Source organism: Paenibacillus sp. UMB7766-LJ446, from assembly GCF_030226665.1.
Taxonomy (GTDB): Bacteria; Bacillota; Bacilli; order Paenibacillales; family Paenibacillaceae; genus Paenibacillus; species Paenibacillus vandeheii.
In genome coordinates this window covers 129,014-141,649 of the sequence record NZ_JASOYM010000007.1, presented here as the reverse complement: position 1 = coordinate 141,649, position 12,636 = coordinate 129,014, and the positions used below count along the sequence as shown (strand labels likewise).

12 protein-coding genes are annotated in these 12,636 nt (G+C 48.7%); all 12 read left to right on the top strand.

Features of this window, described 5'->3' with window-relative positions:
• The first annotated feature begins 71 nt into the window (after positions 1–71).
• The 12 genes from cntA (at position 72) to QP794_RS18405 (ending at position 12,623) form a co-directional block, all read left to right on the top strand.
• Entirely contained in the window at positions 72–1,694 is a 1,623-nt protein-coding gene (gene cntA, locus QP794_RS18460) for a staphylopine-dependent metal ABC transporter substrate-binding lipoprotein (protein ID WP_285078421.1), read from the top strand.
• 13 nt (positions 1,695–1,707) lie between these two features.
• A complete protein-coding gene (gene opp1B, locus QP794_RS18455; protein WP_285078523.1) occupies positions 1,708–2,640 on the top strand; it encodes a nickel/cobalt ABC transporter permease in 933 nt (310 codons plus the stop codon).
• Positions 2,640–3,527, top strand: a complete 888-nt coding sequence (gene cntC, locus QP794_RS18450; RefSeq protein WP_285078420.1) for a staphylopine uptake ABC transporter permease subunit CntC — start codon at positions 2,640–2,642, stop codon at positions 3,525–3,527. The genes opp1B and cntC overlap by 1 nt, the downstream gene beginning before the upstream one ends.
• Entirely contained in the window at positions 3,508–4,353 is an 846-nt protein-coding gene (gene cntD / locus QP794_RS18445; protein ID WP_079347587.1) for a staphylopine uptake ABC transporter ATP-binding protein CntD, read from the top strand. Before cntC ends, cntD begins: the two co-directional genes overlap by 20 nt.
• Positions 4,319–5,083 (top strand): ABC transporter ATP-binding protein, encoded by a 765-nt coding sequence (locus QP794_RS18440; protein WP_285078419.1) that lies wholly within the window; start codon positions 4,319–4,321, stop codon positions 5,081–5,083. The genes cntD and QP794_RS18440 overlap by 35 nt, the downstream gene beginning before the upstream one ends.
• On the top strand, positions 5,080–6,273 hold the full coding sequence (gene cntE, locus QP794_RS18435) for a staphylopine family metallophore export MFS transporter CntE (protein WP_285078418.1): 1,194 nt from the start codon (positions 5,080–5,082) through the stop codon (positions 6,271–6,273). The genes QP794_RS18440 and cntE (QP794_RS18435) overlap by 4 nt, the downstream gene beginning before the upstream one ends.
• 25 nt (positions 6,274–6,298) lie before the next feature.
• A complete protein-coding gene (gene cntE / locus QP794_RS18430) occupies positions 6,299–7,525 on the top strand; it encodes a staphylopine family metallophore export MFS transporter CntE (protein WP_285078417.1) in 1,227 nt (408 codons plus the stop codon).
• A 439-nt stretch (positions 7,526–7,964) separates the two neighbouring features.
• Entirely contained in the window at positions 7,965–9,161 is a 1,197-nt protein-coding gene (locus QP794_RS18425) for a GTP-binding protein (RefSeq protein ID WP_285078416.1), read from the top strand.
• A gap of 27 nt (positions 9,162–9,188) precedes the next feature.
• Positions 9,189–9,458: a 30S ribosomal protein S14 gene (gene rpsN / locus QP794_RS18420; protein WP_285078415.1), complete on the top strand. Its 270-nt coding sequence runs from the start codon at positions 9,189–9,191 to the stop codon at positions 9,456–9,458.
• Positions 9,459–9,463: 5 nt separating this feature from the next.
• Complete coding sequence (locus QP794_RS18415; protein WP_285078414.1) at positions 9,464–10,600, top strand: NAD(P)/FAD-dependent oxidoreductase; 1,137 nt, start codon at positions 9,464–9,466, stop codon at positions 10,598–10,600.
• Positions 10,594–12,264: a nucleoside recognition domain-containing protein gene (locus QP794_RS18410; protein ID WP_285078413.1), complete on the top strand. Its 1,671-nt coding sequence runs from the start codon at positions 10,594–10,596 to the stop codon at positions 12,262–12,264. Before QP794_RS18415 ends, QP794_RS18410 begins: the two co-directional genes overlap by 7 nt.
• Before the next feature lie 26 nt (positions 12,265–12,290).
• The gene (locus QP794_RS18405) at positions 12,291–12,623 is read left to right on the top strand and encodes a DUF3024 domain-containing protein (RefSeq protein ID WP_179132716.1); all 333 of its coding nucleotides are present in this window, start codon (positions 12,291–12,293) and stop codon (positions 12,621–12,623) included.
• Positions 12,624–12,636: the final 13 nt, after the last annotated feature.

Below are 12,636 nucleotides of genomic sequence, written 5' to 3'. Positions count from 1 at the left end.
AATCGGAGTAGCACGATGTAACATTTTCTAAGTGAACTTGTATATATCTTTCATCATCAGGGGGAAATGTTGTGAAAAAGGGTAGTGGTTTTCGTTTTATATTGCTTCTATTATCTGTTATTACCGTGCTTGGGGGATGCGGCCAAAAAGAGGGTGCCAACACCCAAACCGAGTCAGCGAATAGCGAAGTTAAGTCTGAACTCATATATGCATCCGCCAAGGATATTAATGATATGAATCCCCATCTGTACACTGGTTCCATGCCCGCACAAGGGATGGTTTACGAATCTTTGGTTGAAAACACGGTCGATGGAATCAAGCCATTACTGGCGGAATCCTGGGATATTGCCGAAGACGGGAAAACGTATACGTTCCATTTGCGACAGGATGTGAAATTCCATGATGGTGAGCCATTTAACGCCGAGGCGGTCAAACAAAATATCGATGCGGTTCAGGCGAATGCCGAAAAACATGCCTGGATCAAGCTGTCCACCAAAATCGTAAGCACAACCGTCATAGATGAATACACATTCGAACTGGTACTTTCCGAGCCCTATTACCCAGCTCTGGTAGAGCTGTCCATGACCAGACCTTATGTATTTATATCACCGAAGGATTTCAAGAATGGGGGCACAAAGGACGGGGTGAGTGGCTACCACGGCACAGGACCCTACAAGCTAACCGGACATAAAATCGACGAGAATGCAACGTTTGAAGCCAATGAAGAGTACTGGGGGGGCGCACCTGAGATTCAAAAAATTACGTCCAAGGTTCTGCCAGCAGGAGAAACGACATTATTGGCATTACAGAAGGGCGAAATCAACTTTGTGTTCACGGATGACCGGGGCGCGGACAGCATAGATGTTGAAGCCATGAATCAATTGGCTGACTCGGGTGATTATCAGGTGGTCCGAAGTGAAGCGATGAATACAAATATGATCGTCGCCAATAGCAGCAAAAAGGATAACCCTGTGCACGAGACGGCTGTTCGTGAAGCGATATGGGTTGCGATTGATCGGGAAACGATCAGCAATGATATTTTTAATGGAACACAGACTGTAGCGGATACCTTATTCTCATCAAACGTCAATTATGCCGATGTCGAGTTGAAGAAGCGGGAGTATAATCCGGAGACGGCAAAGAAGCTTTTGGAAAAAGCAGGCTGGACCCTGTCAAACACGGAAGCAGTGAGGACAAAGAACGGCCAGCAACTAGCCATGACCCTGTATTATGACAGCAACTCGTCTTCCCAAAAAACACAGGCAGAATTAATCCAGCATGCCTTAAAAGGATTGGGCATTCAATTGGAGATTGTCGGAGAGGAATCCACATCCATCGCGAACAGAAGAGCAACCGGGGAATATGATCTGTTATTCAACCAAACCTGGGGACTGGCGTACGATCCACAGAGCACCATCTCTGCCTTTACTTCGGATTCCGCCTACAAGCATACAACAAGTGGCCTTGCCCAAGCGGATGAGCTGTACAAGAAAATTGATGAAGTGATGGTGTCCACAGACGAGGTATCTCGCCAGTCCCTGTACGCTGATATTATGAGAATCGTTCATGATGAAGCCGTGTTTATTCCAATTACGAATGGGCGGGTTACTGTCATTGCTCCCAAAAATTTGGACGGAATCTCATTCAAACAGACTCAATATGAATTGCCATTTGAGCAAATGAATTTTAAATAGAACGGGGATGGATATGGGAAGTTATATAGTTAAACGGATATTGCTCGCCATACCCTTGCTGTTCGTTATTTCATTTATAACGTTTGTACTCATTAATCTGTCGCCTCTGGACCCTGCTGTAGTTGTATTACAGGCACAGGATGTTCCTCAGATTACGGATGAATTAATTGCGAAAACCAATGAAGCATTGGGGTTCGATAAGCCGTTCGTCATCCAGTATGTGAATTGGTTGATGGCCTGTATGCAGTTTGATTTTGGCAGCTCGTATGTATCCGGTGAAGCGGTATGGTCCCTGGTCGGTCCGGCTTTCCTGAACACATTAAAATTAACGCTGGTATCCTCGGTGTTCATTATCGGGTTGTCCATTCTTCTGGGTGTGATCTGTGCCATGAGAGAAGGGAAAGTGATTGATAAATCGGTCAGAGGCATTTCGTTTGTCCTGACCGCGATGCCTTCCTACTGGCTTGCAGCCATCCTGATCTGGTATTTTTCCGTCAAGCTGGACTTGTTGCCTACGAGCGGGATGGACTCATGGAAGAGCTACATTCTGCCGGTCATCGTGATTACGGTGAGTTATACAGGCATTTATTTCAGAACGGTTCGGAGTTCGATGTTAAGCAACATGAATGAGGATTACGTGCTCTACGGAAGGGCAAGCGGCTTAAGTGAGCGGAAGGTGACCCTGCATATTTTGCGAAATTCGCTGCAAGTGGCGGTATCCATATTTTGTATGGCGATCCCCATCGTGCTCGGCAGCACTGTCGTGATTGAAAATGTGTTTGCGTGGCCGGGACTTGGGAGGTTGAGTGTGAGGTCGATCCTCAGCCGGGATTTCCCGATTATTCAGGCGTATGTTCTTATATTGGCCGTAACCTTTGTGCTGTTTAATACGATTTCTGACGTGATCAATGCGGCGATGAATCCCAGGTTAAGAAAGGATCTCTGATGCGATTATTAAGAAATTTGAGCAAAGACAAGCTCGCGATGACATCGCTCGCTTTCATTGTAATCATTATTGTTGCGGGCATATTTGCCCCTTGGTGTGCACCCCATGACCCGGAGGAAGTGAACATGAAGCTTCGATATGCTTCCTCCTCCTGGACCTATTGGCTAGGAAATGATCATCTCGGCAGATGTGTGTTATCCAGACTCATTTATGGCATTCGTCCCAGTGTGCTATGGGTGCTGGTTGCCTTGATGATGTCTGTTCTGGTCGGAGCTGTCGTCGGATTTATCGCAGGTTATTTCAAGGGGAAGACAGATGCCTGGATCATGAGAGTTTGCGATGTGATGCTTTCATTCCCGGGATACGTCATGACACTGGCTGTAGTCGGTATTCTGGGTCCAGGACTTGAACATATTCTGATAGCGTTCGTGGTCATGAAATGGGCGTGGTTTGCCCGCGTCATTCGGACATCCGTGATGCAGTTCTCCGAGATGGAGTATGTGAAATTTGCCAAAGCCTCTGGTATTGCCAGCCTTAGCATTATCACCAAGCATATTGTTCCGGTTACCTTTGCCGATATAGCAGTGATTGCGAGCGGCTCCATGTGTTCGATGATGCTGCAGATCTCGGGGCTTTCCTTTCTGGGTTTGGGAATCCAGGCTCCTCATGCCGAATGGGGGATGATGCTGAATGAGGCAAGGCAAGTCATGTTCTCCAGACCGGAGTTAATGTTGGCACCTGGAATAGCCATTGTCATTGTGGTCTCGGCCTTTAATTTTTTATCGGATGCACTTCAGGTCGCTTTGGACCCCAAATTAATGACTTCCCAAGGTAAGCTTCGTAAAAAAGAGGTGGGAAAGAACGTTTATGAATACAGTAGAGGTTAAACATTTGAAGGTCTGGGATGCCAATACGGACAAGGTCATTATTCATAACAGTTCATTTCAGGTCAAACAAGGAAGCTGTCTGGCCATAGTCGGGGAAAGCGGAAGTGGCAAGTCCGTCACCTGCAGGTCCATTATGCGTTTGAATAAACCCTGGATTCGCCAATCCGGAACGATTCTCTTCCAAGGCGAGGACTTGAACCAGCTTTCTGAACAAGAAATGAGACGAAGAAGAGGCAAAAACATATGCATGATTCTGCAAAATGGTATGAGCGCTTTTGACCCGTCTTCCGTAATAGGCGTCCATATTCGAGAGACGCTCCAGACGCATTTTGACTGGAATAACAGAGACAGCGAACGGAAGATCATTAGCGCTATGGAAAGTGTCATGTTAAAGCATCCGCAGGAAATCCTGAATCAATATCCACATCAGCTATCGGGTGGCATGCTGCAGCGAATCATGATTGCATTGGCACTCGTGTTGGAGCCGGATCTGATCATTGCGGATGAACCGACAACGGCGCTGGATACGATCTCTCAATATGAAGTGGTTGAACAATTGATTCAACTGCGTGAACGAATGGGGTGTTCCATGCTGTTTATATCCCATGATCTCGGTGTGGTTCAGAAAATTGGGGATGAAGTGATGGTTATGAAAGACGGAGCCATTGTCGAAAGCGGCGATATTCGGTCTGTTTTTACGAAGCCGAAGCATGCCTATACTCAATATTTGGTTTCCACCCGGTTGGAGCTGAGCAATCATTTCAGGAAATTGATGCAGGGAGGGGATACAGATGCTCAAGGTGGATGGGATAGAAAAATCCTATAAACAAGGCGGATTGTTCTCCAAACAAAAGCAGCAGGTTTTGAAAAACGTGGCATTTGAATGCTACCAAGGCGAATGTCTCGGCATTATCGGCGAAAGTGGAAGCGGCAAGTCCACATTGGGACGTTTGATCCTGGGCATTGAAAAGCCTGATCGCGGTCGTATTTTATTTGATGGAAAAAACGTGAACAATCGCCGTGTGCGAATGGGCAGCATCAGTGCCGTATTTCAAAATTATGCGTCCTCCATTAATCCATTTCTCACGGTGGAGGAAGCCATTATGGAGCCCCTGAAGGCTCAAAAAAAAGTGGAAGCGGATATGAAAAGCAAGGTGGATCGGTTGCTGCATCAGGTGGGGTTGAATTCTTCCTACAGGCTTAAATATGCACATGAACTGTCCGGTGGAGAGGCCCAAAGAGTATGTATCGCAAGAGCCATATCCACAGAACCCCGATGCATTGTATTTGATGAAGCCATCAGTTCGCTGGATGTGTCTGTGCAAATTCAGGTGCTGCGATTGTTAAAGGAATTAAAGCAATTCTATCAGATGAGCTATGTGTTTATTACGCATGATATTCAGGCGGCAGCCTATATTTGTGACAGGATTATTATTTTCAGGGACGGTCAGATTGAGGAAATGGTACCTATTAAGCAGTTGAAGGATGTTCAGTCTGATTATGCCAGAAAATTATTAACCTATTTAATTACTTTCCAGAGGGAGGACCAAAGATGAGTGGAGCGATGTCTTGGCCTTTTCTGCGTTTGTACATCCTGGTTCTTCTGTATTTTAGTGCAAATGCCATTCTTAATGTGATTATTCCTTTGCAGGGTGAATCCTTGGGAGCGAGCAGTACAACCATTGGGCTGATTATGGGCGCTTATATGTTTACGACCATGTTTTTCAGGCCATGGGCCGGGCGGATCATTCAAAAGCGCGGGCCGATTAAAGTGCTGCGTTTTATTCTGATTATCAATGGTTTTGCCCTGATTTTATACACGTTTACGGGTCTCGGGGGCTATCTGGTGGCTCGTATTTTACAGGGGGTATCGACGGCTTTCTTCTCGATGGCTTTGCAGATTGGCATTATTGATGCCTTGCCGGAGAAGGACCGTTCCCAGGGTATTTCATATTATTCATTATTCAGCTATATCCCCGGCATTGTGGGTCCTGTTCTTGCGTTGGGGATCTGGCAAACTGGCGGTATGGATTATTTTACAGTTGTCCTGATCGGTATTGCCGTCTGCACAGGCGTCTTCGGATATACGGCCAAAATGGACAAGAGCAAGGAGCAGCCTCCTGGGAATTCGTCCGAACAGAACGTAAGCATGTTTCATTCTTTTCGTCAGTTAGTGCAAAATCGATTCTTGTTTAGATGCAGTGTACTCATGTTAAGTGCTTCCGTTGTGTTCGGTGCAATTACGACCTTTATTCCCCTCTACGCCAGTCAATTGCCAAGCGGCAATGCAGGTGTCTATCTGATGCTTCAGGCGGGAACGGTTGTGTTGACCCGGATCATGTTACGCAAAAAAATCCCTTCCGATGGCAGGTGGCATGCCCCTTTTATCATGGGAACAATGCTGCTGCTGGCAGTAGCCGCACAATGTGTCAGCCTGGCTATTACTGGAGGGGCTGCCTTGCTGTATGTGGGGGCAATCTTGATGGGCATTGCTCAATCCATCCTCTATCCAACGTTAACGACCTATTTATCCTTTGTGCTGCCACAGCTGAATCGGAATGTATTGATCGGTTTATTTATTGCGACAGCAGATCTGGGTGTATCTCTGGGTGGTGTGTTGATGGGACCGATCGCTGATCTGTCCTCCTATTCATTTATGTACATGATTTGTGCTATCCTAGGAGCGGTAATGATTGCTTTTGCCTATGAACGAAGAAAACCAGTCACAGATATGTCTGTGGGTTAACGCAACTAGAAAGTGGGGACATGTTTTGAAGTCTTCTGTCACGACCAGCGGTACATTAAATCCGGTATCCTTTTCGTTTATCCGGTTTTATCTGTTGGCCTTTTTATTTTTTGCCGCCAATTCGGCTTTGACGATTATTCTCCCTTTGCGGAGTGAAGCAGCAGGGTTGAACCAGGCTGAGATTGGTCTGATGATGGGCGCGTACATGTTTACGTGTATGCTTCTACGGCCTTTTGCGGCGCAGCTTCTGGGGCGTTATGGTCCGCTGCGTGTAATGAAGTGGCTGTTGATTTTGCATGCCGCAACATTACTGTTGTTTGTTGTGTTTGGTGTGGAAACGTATTTGTGGCTGCGGGCGCTGCAAGGTGTAGCGACGGCGTTCTTTTCCATGACGATGCAGGCTGGCATTGTGGAAAAGCTTGAGGACAAGGACCGGGCTCAGGGACTGTCCATGTATACCCTTTTCACGATGGTTCCGTCCTTGGTCATTCCCATACTCGCCATCCAAATCTGGGAAAATGCCAGCGATATCTGGTTTACTTTGCTGATGATCGGGTTGGCAGCTTTTCCACTCCTGATTGGCTATAACGTGGATCTGCCCCGAAGCACGGTGCAGAATAAATCGTATACGCTGGGTGATATGATGCGATCATTCGGCGGCATCTGGCGCAGTACACCACTGCTGATTAGCAGTGTGGTCATGCTGTTTGCTTCCTGTGTATTTGGAGCCACGGCGACCTTTCTTCCGTTGTATATGGTATCGACCGGAATGGCGAGTGCAGGGGTGTTCTTAACGATCCAGGGGCTGGTGGTCATTCTGTGCAGATTCATTTTGCGCAAAAAAATACCGTCTGACGGTAGCTGGAATACGTGGCTGATGGCGGGTTTGCTGCTGTGTGCAGCTCTGGGAACCCTGTTGCTCGCAATGTTGGAGACGGTTGGTTCATTAGTGTACCTGTCCGCGGTGTTCAGCGGTTTTGCCGTAGCATTGCTGTACCCGACATTAACCACGTATTTGTCATTTGTGCTGCCTGCCGATTCCAGATATGTGCTCATGGGTATTTTCATGTCCTCGTATGATCTGGGCTTCTCCCTGGGCGGTCTTGCGATGGGACTGATTGTACAAATAAGCTCATATTCCACCATGTTTACGATCTGTACGCTGTTATCCGTTGCAGCCATGATTCTCGTTGTAACTTTCAGGCAACGAATGGAAGCAGGCAATAGGGCCAGATCTGTGGTGGCGAACTGATTAATAGTAACGATTGTATGGCACATATAAAAACAAGAATTAAAGGCGTATGGACTGACTTTTCTGGAATCGTATCATTATGATTCGAAGCTACAGGAAACAGGCCATAGGCCTTTTTTTGACGGGGGTTTGCGGCAGTAGCGGTGGGGACGGAATCGATCTGAAGAAGCGGTAGCGTTCGCCTGAAAGCTTTCTGTAAGAAAGCTGCTTCGAAAGCATACGCTGTCTCCGAATTTCTAACCTTTAGTAGACTAAATTAAGGAAATTTGGAAACAACAGCGATCGGAAGACGATCCGTGACCAAAGCGGCCACCTCACACGAGAAAAACAAAAATGATTTGACAACATCGTTCAACAGGATTATAGTCATTGTTGTTAATCGTAATAATTACTATTAAGGTCAGAGGCGTATGACCACAACTATAAGGAGTAGATACACATGACACAAAAGCAAGTTCCGGTAACTGTTCTTAGCGGTTACCTTGGCTCAGGTAAAACGACGGTTCTGAATCACGTGCTGCACAATCGGCAGGGGCTCAAGGTCGCTGTCATTGTCAATGACATGAGCGAGGTAAACATTGATGCTGCACTGGTAAAAGGGGAAGCGACCTTATCGCGCACTGAAGAAAAGCTGGTGGAGCTGTCCAATGGTTGCATCTGCTGCACGCTGCGGGATGATCTGATGCAGGAAATTGAAAAACTGGTGAATGAAGGCAGGTTTGATTATATCCTGATTGAATCGACAGGAATCAGTGAACCTGTTCCGGTAGCGCAGACCTTTACATATGCCGACGAGGAGTCGGGTATTGATCTGACAAGTCTGGCGAAGCTGGATTGTCTGGTAACGGTCGTGGATGCGAATCGTTTCTGGCAGGATTTTGCTTCAGGACAGAGCCTTCTGGATCGGAATCAGGCTACAGGGGACGAAGATACCCGTGACGTGGTGGACCTGCTGATTGACCAGATTGAGACCTGCGATGTGCTGTTGCTTAACAAGTGTGATCTGGTCGAAGACGTGGAGCTGAACAAGCTTGAAGGTATCATTCGCAAGCTTCAGCCCAACGCCAAAATTATTCGGACCGTGAACGGACAGGTCAACCCGTCTGAAATTTTGAATACAGGTCTCTTCGACTTCGAGAAAGCAAGCATGTCCGCCGGATGGATTCAAGAGCTGGAGAAAGAATCACATACACCCGAGACGGAGGAATACGGTATTGGTTCCTTCGTGTACCGTCGCCGAAAACCATTCCATCCTTCTCGTCTGGCTGAATTCATGAGCTACTGGCCGGAAGAAGTGGTTCGTGCCAAAGGGCTGGTCTGGCTGGCTGCTGAAGGGGATGTGGCTGCAAGCCTGAGTCAGGCGGGTTCATCCATTCAGTTCGGTCCAGCAGGTCATTGGGTCGCGGCGCTGCCGGAAGCGGACAAGGAAGAGATTTTGCGTACGGAGCCTGATGTGCTGGAGAAGTGGGATGCACAATGGGGAGACCGCCAGACTGAGCTTGTCATGATCGGGATTGAAATGGAACGTGCCATCATTGAAGAAGAACTGGACCAATGCCTGCTCAGCGATGAGGAAATGAAGGCCGACTGGGGCCATTTCGACAATCCGCTGCCTTGGCCCGTTGAAGTTGTATAAATTAAATTCGTTAAGGAGCTGGAATCCATGGCTAAGAAATCAAAAGTAGTACGCGAAAAACAACGTCAGGCCATCGTCGCCAAGTATGCAGAAATACGCCTAGAACTGAAAGAAAAAGGGGATTATGAAGCGCTGCAGAAATTGCCGCGCAACGCTTCACCGACCCGATTGAAAAATCGCTGTGAACTGACGGGCCGCCCGAGAGGGTATTTGCGCAAGTTCAAGGTTTCGCGGATCGTGTTCCGTGAGTTGGCTCATCAAGGGCAAATTCCGGGCGTCACGAAGTCCAGCTGGTAAGACGCATGAATGATCCTTTTGATTATGATTGCGTGATTGTTGGAGGGGGGCCAGCCGGAATCGGCATGGCCTCTGTCCTGCAGGATCTGGGGCTGTCCCGCTTTACCGTGCTGGAACGGAGTGAAGTGGGGGCCACTTTTCTCGCGTGGCCGGAGGAAATGCGTCTGATCACCCCTTCGTTTACAAGCAACGCCTATGGCATGATGGATCTGAACGCCGTAGCGCTGCATACGTCTCCAGCGTATACGTTGGGAACAGAACATCCGACAGGGGTGGAGTATGCGAAGTATTTGCAGGTGGTGAGCCAGTTTAAGAAATTGCCTGTGCAGACGGGTGTAGACGTTTCGGAAGTGATTCCTGAAGAGAATGGCTTTCGGGTTGTGACATCCAATGGTCAACTGCGCACACGCTTTGTCGTCTGGGCAGCCGGTGAATTCCAGTACCCGAGACTGGACCCGTTCCCTGGCGCCGAATATGGTGTGCACAGCAGTTTATTTTCCAGCTGGACGGCAGTTCAGGGAGAAGAATGTGTCATCGTTGGCGGCTATGAGAGCGGCGTGGATGCAGCCATTCACCTGTGTAAACTAGGGAAAAATGTAACGGTAATCGATCGGAACGGACGCGGGCTTGCCAAGGGCAGCAGTGATCCAAGTGTGGAGCTGAGCCCCTATACGAAGGATCGTCTGCGCACGGCGATGATGGATCAGCGGATACAAATGATGCAAGGCTATGAGGTCAAGTGGATTGAGCCGGATGAACGGGGCGGTTATGTCCTCTATTGTGAGAATGATTCCGGGGAATCACACTTGCTTAAGACCGCTCAGGCTCCTGTTCTGGCGACGGGGTTCCGCAGCAGTTTACACCTGATTGAGAACCTGGTCGAGCGCAACAAGGAGGGACAGCTGCAACTAGGAGTAGCGGATGAATCGACGATTGCCCCTGGACTATTCATTACCGGACCACAGGTCATGCATGCGCACCTCCAATTTTGTTTCATTTATAAATTTAGACAGCGCTTTGCAGTTGTGGCCGGGGCCATGGGTGAGAGACTCGGGCTCAATCTGACTCCGCTGGAAACCTATCGCAAAGAAGGCATGTTTCTTGATGATCTGTCTTGCTGTGGTGAAGATTGCACATGCTGAATTCGGTTCTGGAACAGCCGGAAGAACTTCGTCAAGTGGTGCTGGTCGGTTTCGAATCTGCAGGTAAATCGGCTCTGTTTCGGGGCCTCACGGGCAGAGATACAGGCGAAGAATCCAATGTTCGAGGCTCCACGGTGACTGTCCGCAGGGCAGAACTGCCTGAACAGCAGCTTGAGCTGGTCGATACGCCTGGAATCCGGTTGAAGGATGACAGTGTCACGACTATGCTGGCCCTAAAACAACTCGCAGCAGGTGATACGGTTGTCATGGTGGTACGCGGCACAGATGTCGTGCAGGAGCTGCCTTTACTGCTCGGCATGCTGGATGTCCCAGGCAAAAATGCTGTGCTGGTGCTTACGTTTGCTGACAAATGCGGACCGGGTTTAACGGCTCAGGTTGACTATTACCGTAAAGGCCTGGGGATTTCCGTCCTGCCCTTCAATACAAGGGAAATGGACGGGAACGCCCAAGGCCTGTTATGCCGCGCGATCGTTGCCGCCAGACCGATGAAGAGGCATCCACAGTTGGAATCACCGCCTGCCTCCCCTGTGATCGAACCGCAAACAACGATGTTTGAACACACGGTTTGGGGGCGTTTTGCGGCTTTGGCAGCACTCATCTTATTATTTGCAGTTCCGGTATATGTGGCTTATCTGTTCTCCGGCTGGGTACAACCACTCGCGGATGTCTGGATTCTTGAACCACTCGATCGGATGACTGTGGGATTATGGAATCCGCTACAAGCGATGATGCTCGGAGATTACGGCATGATCAGTCTGGGCTTGTATTCCTTTATCTGGGCTTTTCCGGTCGTATTCCTGATTGGCGTCAGTGTTGCGGTGACGGAGGAGACTGGACTGAAGGATCGCATTACCGACTCGCTGGATGGGTGGATGCGCAAAATCGGCCTGAACGGTAAGGATCTGATTCCGGTCCTCAGTGGTTTTGGCTGCAATGTTGTGGCAGTGTTCCAGAGTCGTACATGCAGTTCCTGCACTCGAAAGGCCTGTGTTTCAATGATCTCCTTCGCTTCGGCGTGCAGCTACCAGATTGGGGCTTCTCTATCGATATTCAGTTCCGGTGGCAAGCCATGGCTGTTTTTTCCTTATATGCTTGTCCTGGTCCTTGTGGGCGCACTTCATACCCGTCTGTGGAATCGAAATCGGCTGGATGATACGCTCCCGTTACATGCGAACCGGACATTTGTGCAAAAGCCTTCATGGCGTTCCGTAAGCTGGCGCGTAAGATCTGTGATGAAACAGTTTCTCATACAGGCAATGCCCATTTTCATCGGTATTTGTGTGGTAGCCTCACTACTGGAGCAGACAGGAGTATTGTCTGTTCTGACCGGCACGCTTACGCCGCTGCTCGCGATCTTTCATCTGCCGGGCGATGCCGCGGGCGGCATTTTATTTTCCATTTTAAGAAAAGACGGGTTGTTGGTACTGAATCAGGATCAGGGTTCCTTTATTGCAGACTTGAGCGGCGGACAGTTATTTATCCTGGTGTATCTGGCTTCCACGTTAACGGCATGTCTGGTGACCATGTGGACCGTACGCAAGGAATTGGGTGCAGCCTTTGCTGCACAACTGACAGGCAGACAGCTGCTAACGTCACTGGGCAGTGCACTTGTACTTGCATGGGTGTGGAACTGGATGGCGTAACGATGTGGAGGAAAGGGGGGATCACCATGCTGGACTCGTTTACCATTCGGAGAATTCAGTCGGTGCTGGACGGTTATATTCACGAGAAGGTGCCGGCTCCCCTGCGAACAATGGTGAAATTAACGTATGAGTTGAATAACAATGAACTGATTTTGACCGAGGAAAGGCCTGCTGAGGAACGCTATCAGTGGGACAAGCTGCCCATTGCCCGATTTTACTGGGAAGCGAATCAGTGGAAGGTATATGCGAAAGGTGATCACAGTAGCTGGAATGTGGTCGACGTCATTGAGCCTTGTCCTGATTTTGAAGTTATCCTGGAGCAGGTTGAGCGGGACGAGGCAGGTTTGTTCTGGCGATGAAGGTGCAGCGGTA

Excerpts from the sequence above, each read along its gene's own strand:
- cntE (WP_285078418.1), top strand. The coding sequence starts at position 5,080 with ATGAGTGGAGCGATGTCTTGGCCTTTTCTGCGTTTGTACATCCTGGTT.
- cntC (WP_285078420.1), top strand. The coding sequence starts at position 2,640 with ATGCGATTATTAAGAAATTTGAGCAAAGACAAGCTCGCGATGACATCG.
- QP794_RS18415 (WP_285078414.1), top strand. The coding sequence starts at position 9,464 with ATGAATGATCCTTTTGATTATGATTGCGTGATTGTTGGAGGGGGGCCA.
- rpsN (WP_285078415.1), top strand. The coding sequence starts at position 9,189 with ATGGCTAAGAAATCAAAAGTAGTACGCGAAAAACAACGTCAGGCCATC.
- QP794_RS18410 (WP_285078413.1), top strand. The coding sequence starts at position 10,594 with ATGCTGAATTCGGTTCTGGAACAGCCGGAAGAACTTCGTCAAGTGGTG.
- QP794_RS18440 (WP_285078419.1), top strand. The coding sequence starts at position 4,319 with ATGCTCAAGGTGGATGGGATAGAAAAATCCTATAAACAAGGCGGATTG.
- opp1B (WP_285078523.1), top strand. The coding sequence starts at position 1,708 with ATGGGAAGTTATATAGTTAAACGGATATTGCTCGCCATACCCTTGCTG.
- QP794_RS18405 (WP_179132716.1), top strand. The coding sequence starts at position 12,291 with ATGCTGGACTCGTTTACCATTCGGAGAATTCAGTCGGTGCTGGACGGT.
- QP794_RS18425 (WP_285078416.1), top strand. The coding sequence starts at position 7,965 with ATGACACAAAAGCAAGTTCCGGTAACTGTTCTTAGCGGTTACCTTGGC.
- cntD (WP_079347587.1), top strand. The coding sequence starts at position 3,508 with ATGAATACAGTAGAGGTTAAACATTTGAAGGTCTGGGATGCCAATACG.